Source organism: Thalassospira sp. GB04J01 (genome assembly GCF_000751115.1).
Taxonomy (GTDB): Bacteria; Pseudomonadota; Alphaproteobacteria; order Rhodospirillales; family Thalassospiraceae; genus Thalassospira; species Thalassospira lucentensis.
Genome location: NZ_CCDX020000014.1, coordinates 21,675 through 47,267, shown reverse-complemented (window position 1 = coordinate 47,267; position 25,593 = coordinate 21,675). Strand labels below are relative to the sequence as shown.

The 25,593-nt window shown below is 53.4% G+C and carries 24 protein-coding genes and 1 tRNA gene; 7 read left to right on the top strand and 18 right to left on the bottom strand.

Going from position 1 to position 25,593, the window contains the following annotated elements:
• The first annotated feature begins 212 nt into the window (after window positions 1-212).
• Window positions 213-289, top strand: a tRNA-Pro gene (locus AMM48_RS14895).
• A 38-nt stretch (window positions 290-327) separates the two neighbouring features.
• On the opposite strand, the gene AMM48_RS22090 is transcribed toward AMM48_RS14895, so the two are convergent.
• The gene (locus tag AMM48_RS22090) at window positions 328-813 is read right to left on the bottom strand and encodes a hypothetical protein (RefSeq protein WP_146030416.1); all 486 of its coding nucleotides are present in this window, start codon (window positions 811-813) and stop codon (window positions 328-330) included.
• Window positions 814-840: 27 nt separating this feature from the next.
• Between AMM48_RS22090 and AMM48_RS14890 the strand changes: the two genes are divergently transcribed.
• The 3 genes from AMM48_RS14890 (at window position 841) to AMM48_RS14880 (ending at window position 4,008) form a co-directional block, all read left to right on the top strand.
• Window positions 841-1,902, top strand: a complete 1,062-nt coding sequence (locus AMM48_RS14890) for a TRAP transporter substrate-binding protein (RefSeq protein ID WP_022732976.1) — start codon at window positions 841-843, stop codon at window positions 1,900-1,902.
• A gap of 109 nt (window positions 1,903-2,011) precedes the next feature.
• The gene (locus tag AMM48_RS14885) at window positions 2,012-2,596 is read left to right on the top strand and encodes a TRAP transporter small permease subunit (RefSeq protein ID WP_102784684.1); all 585 of its coding nucleotides are present in this window, start codon (window positions 2,012-2,014) and stop codon (window positions 2,594-2,596) included.
• A 20-nt stretch (window positions 2,597-2,616) separates the two neighbouring features.
• Window positions 2,617-4,008 carry a TRAP transporter large permease subunit gene (locus AMM48_RS14880; protein WP_022732974.1) on the top strand — a complete coding sequence of 464 codons (1,392 nt, stop codon included), beginning with the start codon at window positions 2,617-2,619 and terminating at the stop codon, window positions 4,006-4,008.
• Between the two features lie 193 nt (window positions 4,009-4,201).
• Here the strand turns inward: AMM48_RS14880 and AMM48_RS14875 are convergent, their stop codons facing one another.
• Window positions 4,202-5,338: a DUF2336 domain-containing protein gene (locus AMM48_RS14875; protein WP_022732973.1), complete on the bottom strand. Its 1,137-nt coding sequence runs from the start codon at window positions 5,336-5,338 to the stop codon at window positions 4,202-4,204.
• Between the two features lie 462 nt (window positions 5,339-5,800).
• Here AMM48_RS14875 and AMM48_RS14870 point away from each other — a divergent pair, with 462 nt between their 5' ends.
• Entirely contained in the window at window positions 5,801-6,199 is a 399-nt protein-coding gene (locus tag AMM48_RS14870) for a c-type cytochrome (RefSeq protein WP_022732972.1), read from the top strand.
• Window positions 6,200-6,289: 90 nt separating this feature from the next.
• Here the strand turns inward: AMM48_RS14870 and AMM48_RS14865 are convergent, their stop codons facing one another.
• The 9 genes from AMM48_RS14865 to AMM48_RS14825 form a co-directional block, all read right to left on the bottom strand.
• Complete coding sequence (locus tag AMM48_RS14865) at window positions 6,290-7,030, bottom strand: hypothetical protein (RefSeq protein WP_102784683.1); 741 nt, start codon at window positions 7,028-7,030, stop codon at window positions 6,290-6,292.
• Between the two features lie 257 nt (window positions 7,031-7,287).
• Complete coding sequence (locus AMM48_RS14860) at window positions 7,288-8,160, bottom strand: SUMF1/EgtB/PvdO family nonheme iron enzyme (RefSeq protein ID WP_102784682.1); 873 nt, start codon at window positions 8,158-8,160, stop codon at window positions 7,288-7,290.
• Between the two features lie 226 nt (window positions 8,161-8,386).
• Window positions 8,387-8,890: a hypothetical protein gene (locus AMM48_RS22200; RefSeq protein ID WP_158246475.1), complete on the bottom strand. Its 504-nt coding sequence runs from the start codon at window positions 8,888-8,890 to the stop codon at window positions 8,387-8,389.
• A gap of 49 nt (window positions 8,891-8,939) precedes the next feature.
• On the bottom strand, window positions 8,940-9,368 hold the full coding sequence (locus tag AMM48_RS14850) for a universal stress protein (RefSeq protein WP_022732967.1): 429 nt from the start codon (window positions 9,366-9,368) through the stop codon (window positions 8,940-8,942).
• Between the two features lie 14 nt (window positions 9,369-9,382).
• Window positions 9,383-11,986 carry a TRAP transporter permease gene (locus AMM48_RS14845; protein ID WP_102784681.1) on the bottom strand — a complete coding sequence of 868 codons (2,604 nt, stop codon included), beginning with the start codon at window positions 11,984-11,986 and terminating at the stop codon, window positions 9,383-9,385.
• Between the two features lie 197 nt (window positions 11,987-12,183).
• A complete protein-coding gene (locus AMM48_RS14840) occupies window positions 12,184-13,161 on the bottom strand; it encodes a TAXI family TRAP transporter solute-binding subunit (protein WP_102784680.1) in 978 nt (325 codons plus the stop codon).
• 205 nt (window positions 13,162-13,366) lie between these two features.
• Window positions 13,367-14,197, bottom strand: a complete 831-nt coding sequence (locus AMM48_RS14835; RefSeq protein ID WP_102784679.1) for a 3-keto-5-aminohexanoate cleavage protein — start codon at window positions 14,195-14,197, stop codon at window positions 13,367-13,369.
• Window positions 14,197-15,573: an aspartate aminotransferase family protein gene (locus AMM48_RS14830; RefSeq protein WP_102784678.1), complete on the bottom strand. Its 1,377-nt coding sequence runs from the start codon at window positions 15,571-15,573 to the stop codon at window positions 14,197-14,199. The genes AMM48_RS14835 and AMM48_RS14830 overlap by 1 nt, the downstream gene beginning before the upstream one ends.
• 2 nt (window positions 15,574-15,575) lie before the next feature.
• Entirely contained in the window at window positions 15,576-16,472 is an 897-nt protein-coding gene (locus tag AMM48_RS14825; RefSeq protein WP_102784677.1) for a MurR/RpiR family transcriptional regulator, read from the bottom strand.
• A gap of 276 nt (window positions 16,473-16,748) precedes the next feature.
• Here AMM48_RS14825 and AMM48_RS14820 point away from each other — a divergent pair, with 276 nt between their 5' ends.
• A complete protein-coding gene (locus AMM48_RS14820; protein WP_102784676.1) occupies window positions 16,749-17,843 on the top strand; it encodes a response regulator in 1,095 nt (364 codons plus the stop codon).
• On the opposite strand, the gene asnB is transcribed toward AMM48_RS14820, so the two are convergent.
• Both asnB and AMM48_RS14810 read right to left on the bottom strand, forming a co-directional pair.
• The gene (gene asnB, locus AMM48_RS14815; protein ID WP_102784675.1) at window positions 17,765-19,735 is read right to left on the bottom strand and encodes an asparagine synthase (glutamine-hydrolyzing); all 1,971 of its coding nucleotides are present in this window, start codon (window positions 19,733-19,735) and stop codon (window positions 17,765-17,767) included. The genes AMM48_RS14820 and asnB overlap by 79 nt on opposite strands.
• A gap of 30 nt (window positions 19,736-19,765) precedes the next feature.
• Window positions 19,766-20,032 carry a ribbon-helix-helix domain-containing protein gene (locus AMM48_RS14810; protein WP_101299672.1) on the bottom strand — a complete coding sequence of 89 codons (267 nt, stop codon included), beginning with the start codon at window positions 20,030-20,032 and terminating at the stop codon, window positions 19,766-19,768.
• A 75-nt stretch (window positions 20,033-20,107) separates the two neighbouring features.
• Between AMM48_RS14810 and AMM48_RS14805 the strand changes: the two genes are divergently transcribed.
• Window positions 20,108-20,887, top strand: a complete 780-nt coding sequence (locus tag AMM48_RS14805) for a phosphodiesterase (protein WP_102784674.1) — start codon at window positions 20,108-20,110, stop codon at window positions 20,885-20,887.
• A 6-nt stretch (window positions 20,888-20,893) separates the two neighbouring features.
• Here AMM48_RS14805 and queG read toward each other — a convergent pair whose 3' ends face one another.
• The 5 genes from queG to AMM48_RS14780 form a co-directional block, all read right to left on the bottom strand.
• Window positions 20,894-22,054, bottom strand: coding sequence for a tRNA epoxyqueuosine(34) reductase QueG (gene queG, locus AMM48_RS14800; RefSeq protein ID WP_102784673.1), 1,161 nt, complete (start codon window positions 22,052-22,054; stop codon window positions 20,894-20,896).
• 123 nt (window positions 22,055-22,177) lie between these two features.
• The gene (gene queF, locus AMM48_RS14795; protein ID WP_102784672.1) at window positions 22,178-22,645 is read right to left on the bottom strand and encodes a preQ(1) synthase; all 468 of its coding nucleotides are present in this window, start codon (window positions 22,643-22,645) and stop codon (window positions 22,178-22,180) included.
• 11 nt (window positions 22,646-22,656) lie between these two features.
• Window positions 22,657-23,799, bottom strand: coding sequence for a tRNA guanosine(34) transglycosylase Tgt (gene tgt, locus AMM48_RS14790; protein ID WP_102784671.1), 1,143 nt, complete (start codon window positions 23,797-23,799; stop codon window positions 22,657-22,659).
• Between the two features lie 6 nt (window positions 23,800-23,805).
• A complete protein-coding gene (queA, locus tag AMM48_RS14785) occupies window positions 23,806-24,858 on the bottom strand; it encodes a tRNA preQ1(34) S-adenosylmethionine ribosyltransferase-isomerase QueA (protein WP_102784670.1) in 1,053 nt (350 codons plus the stop codon).
• Window positions 24,859-24,948: 90 nt separating this feature from the next.
• Window positions 24,949-25,494, bottom strand: a complete 546-nt coding sequence (locus AMM48_RS14780; RefSeq protein ID WP_102784669.1) for a VUT family protein — start codon at window positions 25,492-25,494, stop codon at window positions 24,949-24,951.
• Window positions 25,495-25,593 lie beyond the last annotated feature (99 nt).

Genomic DNA, 25,593 nt, shown 5'->3' with positions numbered 1-25,593 from the left:
TACCGCCAACAGGTCATTCAAAGGCCGTGAAACAGACACCGATTTAGGGCCTTTTGCGCTGATCCCATCCGTAAACCTAAGCTTGCCGGTGATTTAAGCTCAACCTTGGGCAACTCGGTGCTGAACGCCTCCAATCACGCAAATATTTCCCTGAAAACAGCCCGATTATGCTTGATCCGCACCGAAAGAAGAGCTAAACCTCCCGCCACTGACGGAGCGTAGCTCAGCCTGGTAGAGCACTGTCTTCGGGAGGCAGGGGTCGGAGGTTCGAATCCTCTCGCTCCGACCATCAGTCGGGCGGTCTTTTTTTAAAAGGACCGCCCGTTTTCATTTCGGGGCTATGATGCCCGGGCAACTTCGCACTGCCCCATCTCCAAAATCAGGGGCCAGCAGCCCGAATGATGTTGCAGCTGCAAAACCAGATGCCCGCGCACAGACCCTGAAAACCTTCATCACACGATAAATCAAAACACCCCACACCATACATTCAGCGATCAACCCCATACAAAAGGCGAATCGTCGCAGAGCAATTTTGCTAAGCGACGAATATAACGTGTCTTTTAAGGATAGGGCCGCACCAAAGCCTAAACGTCTGTAAAAATACGCATTCCCGTGCGCAAATCCTGCTTTTGAAGCTGGATGCAAGTTATTTTTCACGCATCCGCGAAGATATTTTCTTGCGCAAAGAGCGAAACAAACTTGCCCATACTTGCGAATTACGCTTATGCTCGGCCTCGCAACATAAAAATCGGCGGAAACCCGCAGCAATAATAATAACAAAACGCGGTTGTCCGCCTCACGTGGTATTACCAATTTCGGACTTCTTAGGGAGGAAGACGGATGAGCTTTTCTAAACTGCTTAAGTCGGCAACTTGTGTCGCAGTTCTCGCAACGGCAGCATTTTCTGCGGCCCCATCTGATGCAAATGCTCAGGAACGCGTTCGCTGGAAAATGGGGTCAACCTATCCTGGCAGCCTGACCCAGCTCGGGACGCTGGGCAAGCGCGTCGATGAAAAAATCGACGCCGTTTCCGGTGGCAACATCAACATTAAATTCTATGAGCCGGGCGCACTTGTGCCTGCACTCGAAGTTTTTGATGCTGTTTCAACCGGCTCGATTGATGCGGCTTTCTCAACCCCGGGATATTGGGCTGGTAAAGTCCCTGCCCTTCAGCTGTTCGGTGCTGTTCCGTTCGGCCCGCAGGCAGGTGAATATCTGGCATGGGTCAAGTTTGGCGGCGGTCAGGAAATCTTTGACAAGCTGTATGCCGAACATGGCATCAAGTCGCTGTTCTGTGGCCTGATCGCACCGGAAGCTTCTGGCTGGTTCTCCAAGGAAATCAACTCGGTTGATGACCTTAAGGGCCTGAAGATGCGCTTCTTTGGCCTTGGCGCAAAAGTCATGGAAAAACTCGGTGTATCGACCCAGCTTCTTTCGGCTGGCGACATCTATCCGGCACTTGAGCTCGGTACGATTGATGCGACCGAATTCTCCATGCCGGCGATCGATCTGAAACTTGGCTTCCATCAGGTAGCCAAATACTACTACTTCCCGGGCTGGCATCAGCAGTCGACCTTCTTTGATCTGATGATGAACAAAGAAAAATGGGATGCACTTTCCGACACCCAGCAGGCACAGATCGAAACTGTCTGTAACGACAACCTTGCTTATGGTTTCGCCGAAGGCGAAGCGATCCAGTTCGCAGCCCTGAAAGAACTTCAGGAAAAAGGCGTGAACATCAAAAAATGGTCGCCGGAAATGCTCGATGCGATGCGTGGTGCATGGGAAGAAGTGGCTGGCGAACTTTCGAGTGAAGATGCCGCATTCAAGGATGCCTATGAAAGCCTGCAGTCCTTCCGTGCAGATTACAAAATCTGGAAAGACATCGGGTATCTCGATTAATCCAAACGGTCTGAAAGGCTGCTTACGCAGTCTATAAAAACAAGTCACGGCAAGGCCGGGTCCGCGTGCCCCGGCCTTGACCGCGAAAGAGAAGACCCGGGAGTCTCCTATGGAAGCGCTACTAAAAATTAGTGACTGCATTGACGCCGTCGTTTCCCGTATCGGGAAGTGGGCATCCTTGCTGGCGATCCCGCTGATGCTGACGATCATTTATGATGTGATCCAGCGTAAATTTGGCGGTCAGGGATCGATCAAGTTGCAGGAACTCGAATGGCACCTGCACACCGGCCTGTTCATGCTGTGTTTTGGTTTTGGTTATATTCGCGACTCTCATGTCCGTATCGAACTGATCCGTGACAATTTGCGTCCGCGCACCCGCGCCATTGTCGAAATGATCGGCGGCATTATCTGTGTCCTGCCGTTCTGTGCTTTGGTGCTTTATTTCGGTTTTGATTTTGTCGCCCGCTCCTTTGAGAACCACGAGGTTTCGGCGTCGACAACCGGCTTGACCCATCGCTGGATCATCAAATCGACAATCCCCATCGGCTTTGGGCTTCTCGCGATGGCAGGGCTTTCAGTATTTATGAAATGCTTCGTCTTTGTCTTTGGACCGACCAACCTGCATAAACGTGCGGGCTACTATGTCGGGACCCACCACGCAGACCTTGGCGACGTTGCCAAGCTCAAAGACTAAGCCGGACAGGGATAACCCAAATGGATAACTTTTATATCGAAGACTGGTTTCCGCTGTTCATGTTTGCCTGTATCGGCATCTTTGTGTTCACGGGTCTTCCGGTTGCATTCGTCATTTCAGGCATCGGGATTGCCTTTGGCTTCCTCGGTATGGCCTATGACGTTTTCTCCTTTATTGAATTCTTCAACATCGTTTCGCGCATCTGGGGTGGCATCGCCGAAAATATGGTGATGGTTGCCGTTCCCATGTTCATTTTCATGGGTACGATGCTTGAAAAAAGTGGCGTCGCCGAAGATCTGCTTGAATGCCTGAACATGCTGCTGCGCAAGGTTCCGGGTGGCTTGGCACTTTCGGTTACTCTGATGGGCACCATTATGGCCGCAACCACGGGCATTATCGGCGCATCTGTTGTGATGATGACGCTTCTGGCCTTGCCGGTCATGTTGCGCCGTAATTATGACCCGTCACTTGCGACCGGGACAATTGCCGCCTCTGGTACCCTTGGCATCCTGATACCGCCGTCCATCATGCTGGTTCTGATGTCAGACCTTCTGTCGATTTCGGTCGGCAATCTGTTCCTGGCATCGATCATTCCCGGCCTGCTTCTGGCAAGTTTGTACACTGTTTATATCTTTATCCGCTGTCAGATAAACCCGTCACTGGCCCCGCCGCTTCCAGAAGGCGAAGCCGTCCACGGCAAAGACCTTGTGATGATGATGCTGCGAAGCTTCCTTCCGCCGGTCTTCCTGATTGTTCTGGTACTTGGGTCAATCTTTGCAGGCTTCGCGACCCCGACCGAGGCCGCTGGTGTGGGTGCAGTTGGCGCGACGTTCCTTGCATTGGTTAAAGGACGGCTTAAATGGCCGGTCCTTAAGGATGTCTGCGAACGTTCGGCTCTGACCGGGGCAATGCTGTTCTTCCTGTTTGCTGGTGCGACCGTATTCTCATACGTGTTCCGTTCGCTTGGTGGCGATGATCTTGTCATTGATCTGGTTGAACAGGCAGGCTTGGGATCATGGGGCATCTTGCTGTTGCTGATGCTGATCGTGTTTATCCTTGGCTTCTTCTTTGACTGGGTTGAGATTACGCTGATTGTTCTGCCGATCTTTGCACCTGTGATCGCACAGCTTGATTTCGGTCATCATCTTGATGTTGGTGGACTGGGCGCAACCGAGACGCAGGTTCTGACCTGGTTTGCGGTCCTTGTGGCGGTAAACTTGCAAACAAGTTTCTTAACCCCGCCGTTCGGGTTCGCCCTGTTTTATCTTAAGGGCGTTGCACCAAAATCGATCTCCATTCAGCAGATATACAAAGGCATCATTCCATTTGTTCTGTTGCAGGTTATCGGCTTGATCCTAGTGATGGCGTTCCCTGAAATTGCCTTGTGGATGCCAAATACCCTGCTTGAGTAGGCTTCTGGTACAACCACTGACTTTCCAAAAAGGCGCCGTTTAAGAACGGCGCCTTTTTCATGTTGCGAATGCCCCGTCAATTGACGACCTAAACTCCAGTCACAAAAAAACCGCCCGAAAGCATGTTGCTTAACCTGGCGGTTTCCTGTGACGGTCATATGATTGATGGCAACGGTGACCGATTGCGCGGTTGTTACTGATGCATCGCCCGTTCACTGGGCAATTGCAGCATCCTACCCATCAGGTAATCGACGTCATCGGAATCAAATTCGACACCCAGATCACCGTATTGGGTCAAAACCCGTTCGATCATGCGCCGTGAATAACGTTCCTTATCCTGCTCCCCACCATCAAAGGTGGTTTCGCGGGCAACTTCCATCGCGGCACGGACACCCGGGAAGAAATGTTCTGGTAGGTCGGCCTTATTATAGATTGCCTCAAGCCCGAAAGGCCCGCTGTCATGGATCAGTATACGGGTATTGATCAACGACACACCGGCACGCCGTGCCAGGGCCGCCTCAAAGAATGATACATCGCCCATGCAAAGCGCACGCAGGATCAAACCACTTGTCAGACGGTTGTTGGCATAGAGATGCTCGACCAGAAGTTCGACATCGCGGTCTTCCGCCCCCTCGCCCAGAAGGCCAATGGTGGCACTTTCCTGCGATTGGGTCATCACGGCGTTGACGATGCCCTCGGGGATGTGACCACGTGAAATAAGTTCTGCGCGCATCCGATCAGACACCAGCGTCACCAAACGTTCGGCAATCGTGATCGGCAAATGATTGCGTTCAATCATTGGTTTTTGGATGCGTTCGTTTTCACCGAACTCTTCGACAACTTTCTGCAACGACACTTCACTGATCTCGGCACCGGCGTTCGAAACCAGATCAACCATCACATCTTCATGGCCAATATCGACAAGGGTCGCTGAAACGATTTCTGACACATGGGCGCGCGACGCAATGGCGCGCTGCTTTTCCACGCTGTCGGTATTATCGCCAATGATATCGACAAGGTCTTCATCATTGAGAACTTCGGAAAACTTCAGGATCGGCAGGGCAACTTCATCAACGTCGCGCGCCAGTGTTGCCACCACATCATGGGGCACAAGCGGGGTTTGCTGAAGGTTCTTGGCCAAAGCTTTGCGAACACGGACTTCCGCATCGCGGATCATCAAACGAAAGATATCTTCGGCCAAAATGCGTTCGCTGTCAGACAGAGTTTCTGTTGAAAACTCGCGACTGATCTTATCAGCGGTATCCGCACGGTTTGACCCGGACGGGTCTTGAACCAGCTTACTCAGATCTTCTTTGGTGATACGCGGCAATAGATATCTCCTGGCACGCTTACCGGATGGCTGCCAACTAACCTTTTTACACTATACTTGTGGCAGAGTTTCGACAAACATAATTTCCCGAAATTCGGCACAAATACCCGATATTCAATACCCTAGCTCTTTCATCATGTCATCCTCACAGTCAAAATGGCCTTATATCGGGTCCATTAACTGCACAGGCGACAGATCATTTCAGGCCATGGACCGACGCGCAATCCATCATCAGCATCCCTACGTATTAACTGTCAAAAATTGACTAAACTCAAATCCTGTACGGTTTAGATATGCTAGATGTCGTTATGATTTCTAGAATCTCAACAGCACGGCCCTATTTTTTAAGCACAATATGCCGCCCTGTTGACCTTCTGGTTACCCAAACGGGTGCTAGGTCCTGACCCTAGTCTATCGATACGTAATCCCGGTCAACGGGAATGAACAAAGAGAGGCCCGATAATGTCACTTTCCCGCAAAATTGCTTTCGCCGCCACGTCCCTTGTCATCCTTGCCGCTGTCCCGGCCGTTGCCGGTGATGCCGAAAATGGCGAGAAACTTTTTAAACGCTGCGCTGCCTGCCACAGTGTCGATGCTGGCGTAAACAAGGTCGGCCCAAGCCTGGCTGGCGCTGTCGGTCGCGACTGCGGTACCGTCGATGGATACAAATACGGCAAGGGATACCAAGCCGCGTGTGAAAAGGGTTTTGTCTCCGACGAGGCCTTCCTGACCGATTACCTCAAAGATCCGTCCGCAAAACTCAGTGAAATTGCCGGTTCCAAACAGCGTTCGAAAATGGCCTTCAAACTTAAGAAGGATGAAGACGTTGCGGACATGATTGAGTTTCTTAAAACGAAATAATTCAACACCCTGATCCCCAAAAACAAAAGGCCGATGCATCTGCGCATCGGCCTTTTGTCATGTCACGGCACTCAATCGTTTCCGGTCTTGTCAGGCTGCCTCACGGCGCCGACCCAGTTCGGCACCGATTGCGCGCATCTGCTCGGCAACCGCGATATCTTCTGTCGAGGTTACTTCAAGATCACGATCCTCATACACATCACGGTCCGGGTATTGTTGCTGCCAGGATGTGATCTTGGCGTCGCGCTGGCGGATTAAATCTTCGATCTGTGGACGATATAGAACCATCATCCCGGAAATCCAGCGATTAACCGGCCAGGACGGCTGTGCATGGTCGATGATAAAATTATCAAGCATCGATGTCACGTCGGCACCATCATACCAGACCTCGCCGGTGACCCAGCGATTGGTGGTAAACAGTCGCTGGCAAAACCCGAACTCATCCATGGAAAATGCCACCAGATGCGAAAGCGCATCGTTTGGCCCTTCGGGATACTCAAATCCATCTATCTGTTTTGGTTTACAACCATCGGGCATGCCGCGCGGACGCATGAAACTATGGAAATGACCATGTTCATCCCATTCACGCCGTTCTTCCTTTGGGTGGGCGTGATAATAAAACTGCGCATGTGATTGACGGTCATAAACATCCCCTTCTGGGTAATGCGTCCATTCATAAAATGTCCCGCCCGTCTTGATCAGCTCACCGACGATGTTATCGCTGGTGGCAGTCAAAACCCGATGACATTCCATGACATCACGCCCCGCAGCCAACATTCTTTTCAGTCGGGCCGTTGGAATGGATGTCCAGTCGATTGCTATTTCACTCATATCAGCACCAGTGTCTTTGCGATCCGCTTTCTATATCCGCAAAGGCAGAAATATCCGCATTCTGGTCATTCCGACCAATTAATCTCGATCAAGAGTTAGTGATTTCAGCGTGCTTTGCAACAAGGATCAAGCAATGGATTTCAGTTTTATACTGATTATTCCATTATAAAATACGCACATGAACCCTGTGGTCCATGATCATGTGGCCGTGTTTTTGGTGCGGGATTTAGGGGCTGAAGACAATTCAATGGCTAAAATCAGTCGAGATACATCACGCGAAAGCCGATCAGAATATGTCTGAGATGTTCAGGCCGCGCATGACGGGCGGCTGGGCGACAGACACCACATCCTCGGTCATCCCACGACCCACCTTTGACAAAGCGATACCCCGCCTGTCCGGACGTTGATGTCCATTCGAACACCTGTCCAACACCATCCAAAAGACCAAACGGCCCGGCATCATATTGCCCGACCGGCGTTGTATCAAAGGGGCCACGATCGCCACTGTTTAAAAGGGTCGGGTCATAGATATTGCCCCACGGATAGAAGGTTCCTTCTTCCCCGCGCACAGCCTTTTCCCAGTAAAGCTCGCTGGGCAATGACCAATTTTTCCCGGTCTTTTCACTCAGCCATTCCACATAGGCCTGTGCATCCTGCCAGGATACCAGCACCACAGGATGATTGCCGCGTCCTCTGGGGGGCCGCCCCTTTTTCCACAGGAAAGGCGCGATCGTATCGTAATTGTAAATCAGCCCCTGTCTGTCCCATTCATCCTTGCTGATGTCAGGGGCAGCATGACCTGTTGCCTTGATAAACGCGGCGTAATCATCGTTGGTCACCGGGGTCTTGGAAATATGGTAGGGCAGAAGATGAACGCGCCATTTGTCGGCTTCGATATCATACCATCTATTGCGGCGGCTAATGTCGTGGCCATAGACCTGCTCGTCAATATCATAGGCATATGAGCGTTCGATCCCATCAGACCCCTGCCAAAACCAGCCCGCCGGGATTTCGACCATGGATGGTTCCGTGACAGAACCCGATTGCGCAAAAGCACCATCTGAAAACGCCAAAAGGCATACCGCTACGAAAAACTTTTGAACAATTGCAGCTTTAACACTGTTTTTCATCGGTAATTCCCGTTTTGCCCGGATCCCATTCTCACGGATTATTCAACCCGCCAAGCGGCACCACCCAACTTAGCCCGTTATCATCAACATGATGAAATTTGACCGGCTTTTCAATAAGTTTGGCCAGTTTATTCCCCGTCTGGCTTTCGACTTTACCCAAGATACGGGGATTGGCATATAAACACCGAACCCCCGCCCCACACGGGGCTGTCACAGAACAGTGAAACTATGTGACGCCGCCTCCCAGATGATTTGAGCCATAGTCGGCGTGGCTTGAGGACGTTAGCTCAATCACACTCCTTCCGACATTTAATGACAGCATCTTCAGAGAGGCAATAATGACCAAGAAAACAAACCGTTTCGCCCAAACCGCCCTTATCCCGGCACTTGCCGTTGGCGCCAGCCTCGCAATGGCCGCCCCGATGGCGATGGCCGCACCGCTGCCCACCCCGACCGCAGAAGTCGCAACCTGCACTGCAAATCCTTGTGCCGCCAACCCATGTGCTGCGAACCCATGCGCGGCAAACCCATGCGCGGCAAACCCGTGTGCCGCCAATCCGTGTGCGGCGAAAAAGGTCGTTAATCCCTGCAGCCCGTGCAGTCCATGCGCAGCCAACCCCTGTGCGGCCGCTAACCCATGTGCAGCAAATCCGTGCGCTGCTAACCCATGTGCTGCGAAATAATCACGCACACCCAAGTATTTTCCTGATGACAAAAAGGGGCGATGCATATGCATCGCCCCTTTCCGATATCGCTTTTGCGCCCAGTTCAGGATGCAGCTATTCGCGAACAACCATCACAGAACAATCCGCATGACGAACAACACGCGCAGCATTCGGCCCCAGAAGGTAATCCTTGAGCTCCGGACGATGCGCCCCAATCACGATCAGATCGCATTTGGTTTTTTTCGCCATTTTCAGGATCACTTCGTAAACCGTTCCCTGCCCGATGATGTGCTGCACCTTGATATCGTTCGGAATATGCTCCGACACGAACTCATGCAGACGCTCATTATAGGCATCAAGAACCTTGGTCTCGTAGCCCTTCGGAAAGAACTGCCCGACCATCGACATGCCGACCGTGGGCACCACGGTCAAAACGTGAAGACGTGCGCCAAAACTTTGCGCCTGCTTGATCGCAACCGGAACCGCCTTTTTCCAAGACGAGTCATGATCAAGATCCACTGTAACCAGAATATCCTTATACATGAACCTGGCCCTCCTTAAGCCGCTTCAAGCGCCAATTCGGCGCGACGACGACGGCGTTGCAGAACGATGATCCCACCCAGCAACAGGAACGCCGGGATATAGAACACCTCTTTGGGCATACGGCTGGCTTCCACCTTGATCGCGGTGATTTCAAAATCGAAATCAAGCCCCGCTTTTTCGGCCGGGCCACCAAACACCAGATCGTCGATAAAGATCTTCCCGTTTTCGTCACGGACCGAAAGACCTGCGTTATACAGCCGATCTTCACCTGATGCTTCCGGCCCCAAAGGCAACATCACAGATTTGGCGACGTCGTCACCTTCCAGACTGATGCCCTCAACATCCAGAAGGATGCTGGTATTGGCCGGCATTTCCGCCGCTTTTTGCACAATTTCTGTCGCGGGAAGGTTTTCATAAGGCGGCTCGATCATATCAAGCCAGAACCCCGGACGGAACAAACTGAACGCAATCAGCAGAAGTGCTGCACTTTCCCACAGTTTCGATCGGGCAAAGAAATACCCTTGCGTCGCGGCGGCAAAGATCAACATGGCAATCGTTGATATGATAATCACCACCACCACATCGATCGGGTGATCCAGACCAATCATCAAAAGCTGCGTGTTAAACAGGAACAAGAACGGCAAAACCGCGGTGCGCATCGAATAAAAGAAGGCCACAAAGCCCGTTCGCATCGGATCGGCACCCGATATCGCGGCGGCTGCAAAGGACGCCAGCCCCACCGGCGGAGTGACATCAGCCATGATCCCGAAATAGAACACGAACAGATGGACCGCAATCAGAGGCACAATCAATCCGTTTGCCGCCCCAAGTTCGACAATCACCGGCGCCATCAGGCTCGATACCACGATATAGTTCGCCGTGGTCGGCAACCCCATACCAAGGATCAGACTGATCACGGCGGTAAAGATCAGGATCAGCATCAAGTTGCCGCCCGAAATCAGTTCGACGAACTCAACCATCACCTGACCAATCCCGGTCAGCGATACCGTGCCCACAATGATCCCGGCCGCAGCCGTTGCAACACCGATGCCGATCATGTTGCGCGCACCGGTCGCAAAGCCGTCCACAACGTCAATCAAACCAGCACGCAGCTCGTTCATATAATCAGGTTGCTTACGGAAGAACGCCTTGACCGGACGCTGGGTCAACATGATGAAGATCATCAGAACCGTGGCCCAAAAGGCCGAAAGTCCCGGCGATTTAAGTTCAATCATCAGGAACCAGATCAAAACCACAACCGGCAGCAGATAATGCAAACCGGCCTTTGCGGTTTCGCCTAGTTCCGGCAGCTTGACCACCGGCTGATTGGGATCATCAAGCTCAAGGTCAGGGTATCTCGCCGCATAATACAGACCGGCAAAATACACCACCGCACATTCGACAGCGACAATCCAGCCAACCCCCTCACCAAACACCTGTTTCTGTAGCGTGATGGCGTAATAAATCACCCCGGACAGAATAACCAGCGACAAGACGAACAGCAACGAGCGCATCATCGTCTGACCAAGTGTCGAGGTATGAAGCTTCGGCAGGCCTTTCATATTGGCCTTGAGCGCCTCAAGATGGACGATGTAAATCAGCGCGATATAGGAAATCGTTGCCGGCAGGAAGGCATGCTTGATGACTTCGGGATAAGGAATACCGACATACTCGACCATCAGGAAGGCCGCAGCCCCCATGACCGGCGGCATGATCTGTCCATTGACCGATGATGCAACTTCAACCGCACCGGCCTTCTCGCCTGAGAAACCAACACGCTTCATCAGCGGGATTGTAAAGGTCCCGGTGGTGACCACGTTGGCAATCGAGGACCCTGAAATCAAACCGGTCATGGCCGATGACAGAACGGCTGCTTTCGCCGGGCCACCGCGCATGTGACCAAGGGCTGCAAACGCGACCTTAATGAAATAATTGCCTGCCCCGGCTTTATCAAGCAACGAGCCAAACAGCACAAACAGGAACACGAAGCTTGTTGAAACGCCAAGTGCAATGCCAAACACACCCTCGGTGGTAATCCACTGATGCGACATCGCCTTGGAGAAACTCGCCCCCGCCCATTGCAGGACATCAGGCACCCAGGCGGCATTGCCAAAGAAGACATACGCCAAAAACAGCACGGCCACACACATCAAGGGCGGGCCAAGTGCACGCCGGGTTGCTTCAAGCAACAGAACCAAGCCGACACCGGCAACCGCCAGATCCTGCGTAATCGGCAGGCCCGGACGCGATGCCAGATCGCGGTAAAAGATATAGATGTAAAGCGCGCAAAACGCCGCAGCCGCAGCCAAAACCCAGTCAATCACCGGGATATAGGAACGCGGCGAGCTTTTGAACGCCGGATAGGCCATAAAGGCCAAAAATACGGCAAAAGCCAGATGGATCGACCGCGCTTCGGTCGAGTTGAAAACACCAAAACTAACGATATAGGGAAGCGGCGATGCCAGCCAAAGCTGGAACAAAGACCAAGCCACCGCAACACACAGCAAAATGCGTGCTGTCATGCCTGTTGGCTGGCGCGCACCTGTATCATTTTCCGCAATAAGATCCTGAAGATCCTTATCAGATGCGCGTTGGTTCGCGTTATTAACGTCGGTCATTACAAACTCCCGGTCTGATCGAAGAATTCCTGTACTGGTGGTCCAGAATCAAAAAATCTCCGTCGACACACACCCGGTCACCTACGGAGTACAGTGATGCCAATAAAAGCACCGGTTTTCTTAAGTTTTTAGATGTACCCGTTGGGCGAAAGAAAGAAAAACGGAGGACAGAATTCTGCCCTCCGTTCCAACCTGAATTACATCAGGCCTGCTTCTTTGTAGTATTTAACAGCGCCGTCATGCAGCGGTGCAGACAGGCCGTCTTTGACCATTTCTTCTTTGTTCAGAATTCCAAAAGCCGGATGCAGCTTTTTGAAATCGTCGAAGTTGTCAAACACAGCTTTGACAACGTGGTAAACCACGTCGGCATCGGTTTTGGTCGAAGACACGAAGGTCGCGCCAACACCGAAGGTTTTCACGTCATCAGGATTGCCGCGATACATGCCGCCCGGAATGGTGGCAACGCGGTAATACGGATTGTCGGCAACCAGTTTATCGACTTCTGCACCGGCAACTTCAACCAGAACAGAATCGCAAGAAGATACAGCTTCCTGAATCGAACCAGACGGATGACCAACGACATAGAGCATGGCGTCGATTTTGTTATCGCAAAGCGCCTGTGACTGTTCAGCCGGTTTTAGTTCGGACGCCAGTGCGAAATCGTCAAGGGTCCAGCCTTTGGCGTTCATCACGATGTCCATGGTGTCGCGGCTACCCGAACCCGGGTTACCGATGTTCACGCGTTTGCCTTTGAGATCGTCAAAGGTTTTGATGCCGGCATCTGCACGGGCAACAATGGTGAACGGCTCGGGATGGATCGAAAATACAGCACGCAATTCAGGGAACGGACCAACGTCCTCGAAGGCTTTTTCGCCGTGCAGGGCATAGTACTGCACGTCAGACTGAGCAACACCAAGGTCCAGTTCGCCAGCGCGAATGGTGTTGATGTTGTAGGACGAACCACCCGTGGACTCGACCGAACAACGAATGCCGTGCTCTTTACGGTCTTTGTTTACCAGACGGCAAATTGCGCCACCGGTCGGATAGTAAACGCCCGTTACGCCACCGGTACCGATGGTGATGAAACGGTTTTCCTGTGCCGACGCCTGACCGGCGAAGAGCGAGGCACCTGCAATCGCAGCAACTGCACCCGCTACAGCAATAAGTTTTTTCATTAGGAATAGCTCCCTTGTACACCCTATTATTACGAATTCAACTGTTCCGCGTGGAACAGAAGAATCACATAGAAACATCAGATAAATCAGATGTTTCGACGGCGGGATTATAGGTATCGGAACACCGAATTAAAAGCCTATAAAGCCCGAAACCTCCTGATAGAATTTAAATTTTCTGCACTTTTGCCGCTGAGACTGGCCACAGCTACCATACGGGGTGCATGATCTGCTTGGCCTGTTCGCCCGTCGCGATTTTTCGCGCCATATGGCGGGCACCCTCGCGCGCCTGAGCAATCAACTCAGCATTATGGTCTGCAGGCGATCCGTCAACCAAAAGATGATTATTTTCAAATCCAATGCGCGCATGTCCGCCCAATCCGGCGCCAGTCAGGATACAGGCATTCTCAAACGCCCCAAATGCACACACCATCCACGTAGAGATATAAGAACTCGTTGCGATAAACGGCAATAAATCAGCCGGATCAGATACCTGCCCCGCGCTATAGCGCCCTAAAACAAACAAAACCGGGAACTTTTCCCCCGGCAAAATCCCTTTTTCCACCAGTTGGTTAAACCGCCTGACGTCATCAGAGGCATAAAGAATGAACTGCGGGAAAATTTTGGCCTCACGCATGAAGGCAAAGAATGATTTTAGCGCACTCACGTCAAAGCCATCCGGTGCAATTTCACGAATGGCGATCGACACCGCTTCGGGCACAAGCCCCCGGACCATCGCCATCTGATCATCGGCACTATACATGCCAACCGCCTCGGTTGTGACCTGCAAAACCATATCATCACCAACCGATGCACGAACTTCGGTTAGCATTTCGCGATAGCGCCCAACATCAAGGCTGTGTTTCTGATCCTCATCACGGACATGCAAATGCATCATTGCCGCACCGGCCTGCTTGCACGCAAGGGCCGTTTGGGCGACTTCAGCCGGTGTAATCGGGATGTTGGGCACATCGGCCTTGGTTTTTCGCGCGCCATTCGGGGCTGCGGCAATCACAAACGGTGTCTGGCCATATGCCATTATGTCAGTCCTTCTGCGGCAAAAACGTCATCAAGGGCGGCGGCAAAAAGATCAACGATCTTGGCAACATCATCCTCAGTCACAATAAACGCCGGGGCAAACAACACATGATCGCCGCGCACCCCGTCAATCGTCCCCCCCATCGGATAGGCCATCAGCCCACGTGCAAAGGCCGCCTTCTTGATCTTGGCATTGATCTTCATGGTCGGATCAAACGGGTCTTTGGTTTCGCGGTTGGCTACCAGTTCCACCCCGCGAAACAGGCCCCGTCCGCGAATGTCACCGACAAACGGGTGCTGCCCCAGTTTGGCCCGAAGGCCATCGGCAAGATTTTCGCCCTGTTTGACAACATTGGTCAAAAGATCCCGCTCCCGAATGGCGCGCTGGGTTGCCAAGGCGGCTGCACAGGCCGTTGCATGCCCCTGATAGGTATGACCATGCTGGAAAAACCCGGAACCGTTGGCGATGGCATCATTGATTTTCTTTGAAACCAGAACCGCACCAATAGGCTGATACCCCGCCCCCAACCCCTTGGCGATGGTTTGAATATCGCCCGAGATGCCTTCCTGCTCAATCGCATGCAGGGTGCCGGTTCGGCCCATGCCACACATGACTTCATCCAAAATCAGCAGCACACCATACTGATCGCAAATCTCGCGCACGCGCTTGAAATACCCCGGCACTGGCGCCACCGCACCCGATGTCGCGCCGACAACCGGCTCGGCAACAAAGGCGGCAACGTTTTGTGCACCCAGTTCAAGGATCGCAGTTTCCAATTCATTGGCAACGCGAAGGCCATATTCGGCTTCGCTTTCTCCGTCGCGCTGATCACGATATTGGTATACTGGTGCGATATGGGTTGCCGTGATCAAAAGTGGCTCAAACTGTTGACGCCGCCACATGTTACCGCCGACCGACAGCGCCCCCAGCGTATTGCCGTGATAGGACTGCCTGCGCGCAATAACGTATTTGCGTTCCGGTTGCCCGATTTCAAGATAATATTGCCGCGCCATTTTAAGTGCTGCCTCGGTTGCCTCCGACCCGCCCGACACGAAATAAACCTTATCCATCCCATCTGGTGCATGGGCAATCAGGTCATCGGCCAGTTCTTCCATCGAATTGGATGAAAAGAACCCGGAATGGGCATAGGCAATCTGATCGATCTGGGCATGCATCGCCGCACGGACATCCGCATCGGAGTGCCCAAGGCACGACACCGCCGCCCCACCGCAGGCATCCAGATAGCTTTTGCCACTCTCGTCAAAGATATAAATCCCCTCGCCCCGGACCGCACGCGGCGGGGTCGCGACACTGCTACGATGAAGCACGTGGGTTTTGGCATTGGGGGCAGATGAGGTGTTTGATGCATGCGTCATGATCAAGAATTCCGTGTGGGGCTGGGATCTTCGACATAGGTATCAAAGGCTGCAAGTTGTTCTTCGGCCGAGGCAATCCGCTCCAGGGCCTTTTGCCCACCGCGCGCGACAAGCAGGGCAACAATCGCCTGTACAAGCGACACCGCAGCGGTAAAGCTTTGGAAAAAGGACTGAGACTTATCCGAAACGATCAGTTTGATCATCGCATCAAGTGCGATCGGCGCGACATCGGAATCACAAATGGCAATCACCGGGCAATGCTGACTACGCGCATAATCGACGGCACGCACCGTATCGCGAATATACGGACGTGCACCGATGGCAATCATCACATCGCGGCGGTTGATCCCACGCAACTGATCACCAAATGCACCCGACCGGCCATCGACCAGAACCACATTGTCGCGAAACAACCGATAGGCATAGGCAAACTGATAGGCCGCCGGATAGGCCGCACCACACCCAACCACAAAAACTGTTCGCGCGTGTTCAATCGCCGCACAGGCCTCAATAATCCGGTTGCGTAGTTCCGCACTGAACGCCTTGTCAATGTTATCGATTTCGGTGCGTGCGATGCTTTCGAGCAAATGCTGATCGCGATCAACATCTTGCGAGACATTCTGGGTTTCACGCGCCCGGTTGGCATAACTTGCCGGAAGATCAAGCAAACGGTTCTGATATTGATCGCGAAACTGTTGCCAGGTATCGACACCAATGGCCGTCATCAAACGTGTCACGGTACTGGGTGGCACGTCGGCTGCCCGTGCAAGGGCCCGCATTGAGCGCAGGGCAACATCATTGGGATGATCAAGAATATAGCGCGCTGCCTTCTGCATCTGCGGACTTAATTTGGCATAATCAGATATCAGTTTTTCGCGCATATCCGAATGAAGCCCCATCGGTCAGACACCTTTGTTCACATGATTGGGCAATTACGCCACAAGCCATGCCCCATCTCAACACTTGTTTCATTTAATACATATTTTGAAACAGTTGTTTTGCTTCTCTGTTTCATGGCGAGCAGGTAACTTCGCCGCTGCATCTGTTAAAAAATATGGACTTATTAGAAAAAAATGTAACAATGTCTAAAATTAAAAATGAAACCTATGCGTTTCAGATAATAAGACTATTTACCTTTTGGTAAGGGACTGGGCACCGAATCGACAAGGTGGCCAATGAATAACCAGATCATCGAAGCACTGGCACAAACACAAGCCGGCATCGCATTGTTCGATGCCGACGAACGTATTGTGTATGCCAATCCTGCTTGGGAACAGCTCATTACTGGCGTTGCCGAAGAAGACCTTCTGTTTAATGAAACAGAATTGCCCGAAGGCGGGATGATTTCGGTCTGTTTCGTCAAGCCGCAGGCCGCCCCGCCCCCGTCGATGTGCCTGAATGCTTCCGCCAACGACAGCAACATCGGTACCGTCATCATTGCCGATGACAGCGAAAGCAACCGCATGGTAGCACGGCGCATTCTGCAATCCGAGGGATACACCATCGTCGAAGCCAGCAATGGGCAAACTGTGCTCAACATGCTGCGCCGTGGCGTGGCCGCGGATTTGATCCTGATGGATGTTGAAATGCCCGACATGGATGGACTGCACACCACGCGGCGTATTCGCCATATGCAGGGCCCCGTTTCCCACACACCGATCATCGCCCTGTCGGCGCATCAATCGCGGGACTGGAATGTCATTGCCCGCCAATCGGGTGTGGATGAATTTATCAATAAACCGATCCAGCGCGGCCCGCTTCTTGAAACCATTCGTGACCTGATTACGCGTGCTCCCGTCGACAAGCTCAAACAAAACAACCTGCCCTCCCCGCCGCCGGTCCTGCGCAGCAAAAGTGCGCGGCTGGGCAAACGGATGCGTCCAGAATCACCAACAAGTCCGGTCCTTGATATCCGTGTCCTTGAACAGCTTTATAATGATGCCGGGGATGAAGGGGCGCGCTGCGGGATTGATATTTTCATCAATGAAACCGAATCCCGTCTGGTCAAAATCGACAAGGCCTTATCAGAAGACGATTTGTCGACGGTGCGCAGCGAAGTTCACGTCCTCAAAAGCACATCCGGCACTTTTGGCCTGCGTCAATTGTCCGAACTCTGCGCAACCACCCAAACGATTTTCGACGAAGACGAGATTGATGAAGGGCACGTCACGGCCCTGTCACGTCAGGTGGTTCAACTTGCCCCGACCGCACTGACGGCCTTGAACCTGTATCGCCGGTCACGAAGCTGGGGCGATGATGCCCGCGCCTGATGGTGGGAATGATTGCTGTGCCAATACCGGCTGGCGCTTAACGATCCATCGTTTGACCACATCTGCCAGACCATCAAGGCCCACAGGGTCAACGCAACATCAGGCGCGCGCCCTGATATGGCCCGTTGCCAATAAACAGCCCGCCGGTCTTTAGGCACATCAAACCCGTCAAAAAGGGCGGTACAAATCGTCTCGGCATCACCCCAGACATGACGACAGACCTTTGCCAACCAGTCCGATGTTGGCGGGTTAAAACCGATCTTTGGGCGATTGATATGCTCCTTGGGTAAATAGGGGGCGACAACCGCGCGCCAGATATCCTTACCCCCACGCCGCAGGTGCTGTTTGGTCTCAATCCCCGCCGCCGCACGCACCACATCATGCCCAAGCAACGGCAACCGATACTCAACCCCAAACGCCATGCCCATCCGGTCCGACATCATCAATTGGTTACCCGGAAGGGTCACATCCCTATCAAACGCCATCATCAGGGCCGCCAACCCGCCAGTACGATCCACATCCTGCGTATCCTTAACCAGCCCGGCCTTAAGTTCCGGCACCGCACATCTGTTGTTCCACACTTCAAACGCGCGTCTGGCATCGCCTTGCCCGCCCTCAAGGAACCGCGCCATATTGCGCGGCCCATTGCGCCCGACCATGCGGGCAATCATCCGACGAACCGACACCGGCACAAAACGCCAATATTGATCAAACAACCGTGCGCCCTGATACCGTGGATAGCCGCCAAACAGCTCATCCCCGCCATCGCCCGACAAACAGACTTTTGCATGACGTCCAACCACACGTGACAGGCTGCGCATCAAAACCACGGATGGATTGGCAAACGGCCCGTCAATGCAGTGCAGGGCCTTTTGCAGTTCCTCAAAAATCTCATGCGGTTTTTCCGGCGCCGACACGACATGAATTTCTTGCCCCAGATGACGCGCAAGCCTTTGTGCTGCGAGGGTTTCATCCATCGCCGGGTCGTTAAAACCCATCACGAAACCAGTCGGCGGCATCTGCCCGCGTTCGCGCGCAACCGAACAGGCCATTGCGGCAATACCAGCACTATCAAGCCCGCCAGATATCAACGTCGCGACCAGACAATCGGCATCCATCGCATCTGCCACCGATTGCCACACGGCCCCATGCAGCTTTGCGGTCAGATCGGTTTGCGTACGTGGGAGATTATGCGTCGATGCTGTCCGCTTTGCCGGGTGAATAATTTGATCGTGCGTGACCTGTCCATTCTGCCACCGCAAAACCCGACCGGGCGGCAGCAAACCTACATCGACACTCCCTGTCGCAGGCGATGGCACAAACAAATGCGCAAAATAATGCGCGCGCACCGTCTCATCGCGGTGCAATGGGCCAAAGGCAGAAAGTGCGGATGGTTCAGACGCAAAAGCAACATGCCCATCGGGGCGTTTCATCACATAAAGCGGCTTGATGCCAAGCGGATCACGCGCCAGATACAATACCGCCTGATCCCGATCCCATAAGGCCAGCGCATACTGCCCGGAAAGCTGCGCCAATGCGCCTGCGACATCACCATCCACCGCTATCGCATGGGGCAAAAGATGCAAAACAAGTTCCGCATCACTGTGACTTCCCACCGAAACGCCGGTTTTCTTTAACGCGGCAAGTGCACGGCGATGCCCCGCGATATAGCCATTAAAGACCAGCACAAACCGCCCATCGGCTGAGGTGACGGGTTGCGCGCCGTCGAGGGAAACATCAGTCGTCGCAAGGCGTACGCACCCTATTGCACACCGATGATCGGGATCGCACCAAATGCCCTGACCATCTGGGCCACGGTGCGATAATTGGTTGAGCGCGCTGGCCACAAGGGCCTGATCGTTTTTCGCTGTTGCGCCTGCAATACCGCACATTGCCCTGTTCCCGATCTATGGCACCCGCGTTTATTCGCCGTCCCCGTCCAACGCAGGATCAGAACCGCGATCAGATGCCTCTGCCAACCGCGCCTGAAGATCACGCAGGATATAAAGCCGCAAGGCACTCGACAGGTTGCCATCACGCGTACTGTCAATTTCGACCACCAGTTCCGCCAAGGTCACCGCGCGCCGTTCCGCAAGCCCCAACAGTTCCTGCCAGAAGGCGTCTTCAAGTGAAAAGCTGGTGCGATGCCCGGCAATTGTCACTGATCTTTTACGAACGGTATCATCCATGACATTTATAACTTTGAACGTACTTCGAAAACGGACATGATTTCAGGATATCTGCGATCATGATAGGGCATCGCCATGAAATTTATACATCTTTCCGATACGCATATTCTCGCACGTGATGATTATTCACGCCATCCCGATGCCACCGCCACGCTCGGCAAAATCATTGGCGAGATTAACAAATACCACCGCGATGCCGAGACTTGCGTCATCACCGGCGATATCACCCATCACGGCCATCCAGAACAGTATGAACAGGCAATTGCCATTCTGGGCGACCTTGCCATTCCCTATATCCTGATCCCCGGAAACCATGACGAACGAGCGGCGTTCAAACAGGCTTTTCCCGACACCCCGGTGGATGAAAGCGGCTTTATCAATCACGGACACACATTTGGTGGGGTAAGGTTTGTGATGATGGACAGCATCGTTCCCGGCGCCCATCACGGCACATTATGCCAGCATCGTCTGAACTGGCTACGTAATGAGCTAAATGCCCACCAAGACATGCCAACCTTCCTGTTCATGCATCATCCGCCGTTTGAAATGGGCCTGCCGTTCATGGATACCATTCGCCTTGACGCTGATCAGGAACTGGCCGAAATCATCACCGCCAACCCACAGATCAAACATCTGTTCTTTGGCCATTTGCACCGCCCGGCAACCGGCACATGGCAAGGTGTGCCCTTCCTTCTGGCTGCCAGTACGCAATGTGGCGAACCGCTTGATTTCCGTCATGAGAAAGAAGAAGACCTCGAAGACCGCAATCGGCTTAATCCGGGATATGGCATTGCCTTTGCCGACAGTACCGGCGGGCTTCGCTACCATTTCGATTTCATCAAGTTTGATCTGTAAGTGCGATCAGGCGGCCTTGCTTGCCTGATCCCATTCATCACGTACAACCGGGTTTTCTTCAGCCTTGTAATGGTCTGATTTAAGCGTGGCAAACGCATCGGGCGTCATCAGTTGGGTTAAGGCCCAAACCGCACTGGCCCGGATCAGGCTGCTTTCATCAGACAATAACTTTTTAACACGCGGGATCAGGCTTCCTGACCCGCTATTGCCCGCCGCAATCAAAACATTGCGCAGGAACTTGGCCCGGCCAATCCGCTTGATCGGTGATCCGGTAAAGAACGCCCGAAATTCTGCCTCATCAAGCTCAAGGAAATCGGCCAACCGGGGGGCTGTCAGTTCCGCACGCGGGATAAAGGCCAGCTCCTCGGTCCGCGTGGCGAATTTATTCCACGGGCAGGCCGCCAGACAATCGTCACAGCCGTAAATACGGTTGCCCATCGCACGGCGAAACTGGCGCGGGATCACATCATCATGTTCGATGGTGAGGTATGAGATGCATTTGCGCGCATCAAGCTTATAGGGCGCTGGAAACGCGTCGGTCGGACAGGCCGCAACGCATTTTGAACACGACCCGCAATGATCGATTTCCGGCGTGGCTTCCGCAAACTCAAGCGTTGTGAACACCTCGCCCAGAAACAGCCAACTGCCAAATTCGCGCGACACCAGATTGGTGTGCTTGCCCTGCCAGCCAATCCCGGCTGATTGACCCAGTGGCTTTTCAAGAACCGGGGCGGTATCGACAAACACCTTGACCTGCTCACCGCCTGCCCCTGATTTTTGCGCCTGCTCCATCAACCAGCGTGCCAGTTGTTTCAGGCGCTTTTTGATCAGGTCGTGATAATCCTTGTTCTTGGCATAGACCGAAATCATCGCCCGGTCGGGGTGATCCAGCAAGGCCATCGGATTTTCCGCCGGGCCATAATTACTGCCCAGCACAATCACGGATTTCACATCCGGCCACAACGCCACCGGATCACGGCGGCGCGGCAACCGTTCGGGATCATTCATCCAGTCCATCGACCCGTATTCCCCACCCGCAACAAACTCATCAAGACGCTTCTGATTGCGCGCATCAATGCTCGGACGCGCAACACCACAGACGTCAAAGCCGATTTCACGGGCTTTGGCCTGAAGCATTTCAAGCGTGATGGCAGTAGCAACTGTCATGGCGGAATTTCGGGTTCACTCTGTTTTCGCTCTGTGCTGCCTTATATAATCATCTCACCAAAACACAAAAGGCCACCTTATTCACAAGGCAGCCTTTGACGTTAATTTGACAGATGATCGGCGTCAGCCACGCCCGCGATACGGCGCAACCCCCTGATCAGGGATCCAGACACCTTCTGGTACCGCACCCGTCTGATAAAACACATCAATCGGAATACCGCCACGCGGATACCAGTACCCGCCAATGCGCAGCCATTTCGGATCAAGCGTTTCGACAATGCGCTTGGCCACCTTGATCGTGCAATCCTCGTGGAACGATCCGTGGTTCCGGAACGAGGTCAGGAAAAGCTTCAGCGATTTACTTTCCACCAGCCAGTCACCGGGAATGTAATCAATCACCAGATGGGCAAAATCCGGCTGACCTGTCATCGGGCACAGGGACGTAAATTCCGGTGCGACAAACCGCACACAGTAATCGGTCCCGGCCTGCGGGTTGGCCACACGTTCAAGAACGGCTTCATCCGGGGATGCGGGCTGTGCTGTGTCACTGCCCAGCATGGTCAGATTGTCATAGATCGTCTGATCGGCCATGACGGTTCTCCTTAATCCTCGATGATCGGCACGGGATCAATATCCCCGCCTTCCTGTGCGGCATGGAAATCGCGTGCAAATGCGTCCATGCGGCCCTCGGAAATGGCGCTCCGCATATCGCGCATCAAATCCTGATAATAGGCAAGGTTATGCCACGTCAGCAGCATTGAACCCAGCATCTCACCCGCCTTGATCAAGTGGTGCAAATAGGCGCGCGAATATTTCGTGCAGGCCGGACATCCACATTGATCATCCAACGGACGGTCATCATCACGATGACGCCCGTTTTTAAGGTTCAACGTCCCCCGATGGGTAAAGGCCTGTGCATTGCGCCCCGACCGGGTCGGCAAAACGCAGTCAAACTGATCAATCCCGCGCATCACAGCACCCACAAGATCAGACGGCTTGCCAACCCCCATCAGGTAACGCGGCTTGTTGGCCGGCAACATATCAACACAGAAATCAAGCGTATCAAACATGATCTGCTGACCTTCGCCCACCGCAAGCCCGCCAACCGAATGCCCCGGAAGATCAAGCTCGGTCAGCTTTTCCGAACTTTCCCGACGCAGGTTTTCAAACACACTGCCCTGCTGAATGCCATAAAGCGCATAGCCTTCACGTTCGACAAAGGCATCTCTGGACCGCTTTGCCCAGCGCATCGACATCTGCATGCTTTCGCGCGCCTGTTGCTCGGTCGCAGGGAACGGGGTGCATTCATCAAACGCCATGGTGATGGTCGATCCCAGCAAATGCTGAATTTCCATCGACCGTTCCGGCGTCAGGTTAAACTTGCGCCCGTCGATATGGCTTTTGAACGTCACACCGTCTTCGGTGATCTTGCGCAATTTCGCAAGCGACATCACCTGATACCCGCCGCTATCGGTCAGGATCGGCTTGTCCCAATTCATGAATTTATGCAGGCCACCAAGACGTGCAATGCGTTCCGCCCCCGGACGCAACATCAAATGGTACGTATTGCCCAGCAAAATCTGCGCACCGGTATCTGCAACATTTTCCGGCAACATCGCCTTAACCGTGGCGGCTGTTCCCACCGGCATGAAAGTCGGCGTATCAATCACGCCATGTGCGGTGTGAATGCGCCCCAACCGGGCCTTGCCGTCTTGGGCAAGAAATTCATAGCGAAATTCGGTCATCTCGATTTATGTCCGTGCATCAATTTTACTGGCGCATTCAAGCAAGCTGCAATCGCCATAGGAATAAAAACGATATTCGTTTTCGATCGCGTGGGCATAGGCCGCCTTCATCCGGTCAAACCCGGCAAAGGCCGATACCAGCATGAACAGGGTCGAACGCGGCAGATGGAAGTTGGTCAACAACATGTCCACCGCCCGGAACTTATACCCCGGCGTGATAAAGATGTCGGTCTCTGCCTCAAACGGTTCAACCACCCCGTCTTCGCGCGCCGCACTTTCAAGCAATCGCAACGACGTCGTCCCAACTGCAACAACCCGTCCGCCATTGGCCCGCGTTTCATTGATCAGATTGGCAATTTCAGGCGAAATTGATCCCCATTCCGCATGCATTTTGTGGTTCTCGGTATCATCGACCTTCACCGGCAAAAACGTGCCCGCACCGACATGCAGCGTAATCGTGCGGCGGTTAATTCCGCGCGCATCAAGATTGGCCAGCAATTCCGGGGTAAAGTGCAATCCGGCCGTCGGGGCCGCAACCGCACCATCCTTTTGCGCGAAAATGGTTTGATAATCGGATTTATCCTGATCATCGCCACCTATTTCGCGCCGGATATAAGGAGGTAACGGCATCACACCATATTCCTCAAGCGCGGCAATCAAATCCGCACCGGACTTATTGAACCGCAATACCACTTCGCCGCCGTCCTTTTTATCAAGGACCTCGGCCTCAAATTCATCATTCACCCAGAATGTTTCACCAATCCGCAGCTTCTTGGCTGGCTTGGCAAAGGCAACCCAAGTGCCAAGGCCTTCCTGCTTATGCAGGGTGACTTCGACCTTTGCCTCCCCGCGCTTGCCAAACAGGCGGGCCGGAATAACACGGGTGTCATTTGAAATCAGCAAATCACCGGGACGCAAAATATCGGGCAATTCGCGCACGATACGGTCTTGGATATCCGCCGCCGACAGGTCAAGCATACGCGCCGCATCGCGTGGCGATGCGGGATGTTCGGCAATGCGCTCACGCGGTAATTCGAAATCGAACAGATCGACTTTCATGGATCAGGGCTATTCCAGAACAATGAACAAACAAATGAAGGGGCGTTTTATGCGCCCCTTCGCCAAAAATCACAAGCAGCAGACAGCTTATTACCCTCGTGCCGGTTCCGCATTCTGGCGCGGTGTCACCACCGCCATCAACAAACGGAACGGCGCAAGGCAGGTCAGCGCCATGATCACCTTGGCGGTGAAATCACCCATTGCCCATGTATGCCACGGCAAACCGGTGCCCACGAACGCAATGGAAAAGAACAGCGCGGTATCAACAGCCGACCCGATCCCGCTTGAGACAAGTGGCGCTTTCCACCAGGTCGCCTGACGCAGTTTGTCAAAGATGGTGACATCAAGCATCTGCGCAATCAGGAAAGCCGACCCCGATGCAATGGCAATGCGTGTGTCGGCAAAGACCAGCGACAACACAACCGCCAACGCAAACCCCGCCAGCACCACAAGACGGGCCGCCTTGGCCCCGCGCGCGCGGTTGGTCAAATCCGTCACAAGGAACGCCACCGGATAGGTAAACGCACCATAGGTCAGCCAATCGGCCAAAACGCCGGGCAGCGGATATTCGACCAGAATGTTGGATGCAACAACCGTTGCGGCCATGGCCAGAATGCCGAAAATGATGGCTTTCATCTACCTGTCCTTCAATAAGGTCGACCCACGCATAACAAATCTCGCGGCCCACTTTATTGGGCGACGATCAAGACCGGGTTCGGTACAACTTTGGTTGCC

What these genes read in the sequence shown, in the direction of transcription:
- AMM48_RS14890 (WP_022732976.1), top strand. Translation starts at nt 841, where the DNA reads ATGAGCTTTTCTAAACTGCTTAAGTCGGCAACTTGTGTCGCAGTTCTC.
- AMM48_RS14885 (WP_102784684.1), top strand. Translation starts at nt 2,012, where the DNA reads ATGGAAGCGCTACTAAAAATTAGTGACTGCATTGACGCCGTCGTTTCC.
- AMM48_RS14880 (WP_022732974.1), top strand. Translation starts at nt 2,617, where the DNA reads ATGGATAACTTTTATATCGAAGACTGGTTTCCGCTGTTCATGTTTGCC.
- AMM48_RS14870 (WP_022732972.1), top strand. Translation starts at nt 5,801, where the DNA reads ATGTCACTTTCCCGCAAAATTGCTTTCGCCGCCACGTCCCTTGTCATC.
- AMM48_RS14865 (WP_102784683.1), bottom strand. Translation starts at nt 7,030, where the DNA reads ATGAGTGAAATAGCAATCGACTGGACATCCATTCCAACGGCCCGACTG.
- AMM48_RS14860 (WP_102784682.1), bottom strand. Translation starts at nt 8,160, where the DNA reads ATGAAAAACAGTGTTAAAGCTGCAATTGTTCAAAAGTTTTTCGTAGCG.
- AMM48_RS22200 (WP_158246475.1), bottom strand. Translation starts at nt 8,890, where the DNA reads ATGCATCGCCCCTTTTTGTCATCAGGAAAATACTTGGGTGTGCGTGAT.
- AMM48_RS14850 (WP_022732967.1), bottom strand. Translation starts at nt 9,368, where the DNA reads ATGTATAAGGATATTCTGGTTACAGTGGATCTTGATCATGACTCGTCT.
- AMM48_RS14845 (WP_102784681.1), bottom strand. Translation starts at nt 11,986, where the DNA reads ATGACCGACGTTAATAACGCGAACCAACGCGCATCTGATAAGGATCTT.
- AMM48_RS14840 (WP_102784680.1), bottom strand. Translation starts at nt 13,161, where the DNA reads ATGAAAAAACTTATTGCTGTAGCGGGTGCAGTTGCTGCGATTGCAGGT.
- AMM48_RS14835 (WP_102784679.1), bottom strand. Translation starts at nt 14,197, where the DNA reads ATGGCATATGGCCAGACACCGTTTGTGATTGCCGCAGCCCCGAATGGC.
- AMM48_RS14830 (WP_102784678.1), bottom strand. Translation starts at nt 15,573, where the DNA reads ATGACGCATGCATCAAACACCTCATCTGCCCCCAATGCCAAAACCCAC.
- AMM48_RS14825 (WP_102784677.1), bottom strand. Translation starts at nt 16,472, where the DNA reads ATGGGGCTTCATTCGGATATGCGCGAAAAACTGATATCTGATTATGCC.
- AMM48_RS14820 (WP_102784676.1), top strand. Translation starts at nt 16,749, where the DNA reads ATGAATAACCAGATCATCGAAGCACTGGCACAAACACAAGCCGGCATC.
- asnB (WP_102784675.1), bottom strand. Translation starts at nt 19,735, where the DNA reads ATGTGCGGTATTGCAGGCGCAACAGCGAAAAACGATCAGGCCCTTGTG.
- AMM48_RS14810 (WP_101299672.1), bottom strand. Translation starts at nt 20,032, where the DNA reads ATGGATGATACCGTTCGTAAAAGATCAGTGACAATTGCCGGGCATCGC.
- AMM48_RS14805 (WP_102784674.1), top strand. Translation starts at nt 20,108, where the DNA reads ATGAAATTTATACATCTTTCCGATACGCATATTCTCGCACGTGATGAT.
- queG (WP_102784673.1), bottom strand. Translation starts at nt 22,054, where the DNA reads ATGACAGTTGCTACTGCCATCACGCTTGAAATGCTTCAGGCCAAAGCC.
- queF (WP_102784672.1), bottom strand. Translation starts at nt 22,645, where the DNA reads ATGGCCGATCAGACGATCTATGACAATCTGACCATGCTGGGCAGTGAC.
- tgt (WP_102784671.1), bottom strand. Translation starts at nt 23,799, where the DNA reads ATGACCGAATTTCGCTATGAATTTCTTGCCCAAGACGGCAAGGCCCGG.
- queA (WP_102784670.1), bottom strand. Translation starts at nt 24,858, where the DNA reads ATGAAAGTCGATCTGTTCGATTTCGAATTACCGCGTGAGCGCATTGCC.
- AMM48_RS14780 (WP_102784669.1), bottom strand. Translation starts at nt 25,494, where the DNA reads ATGAAAGCCATCATTTTCGGCATTCTGGCCATGGCCGCAACGGTTGTT.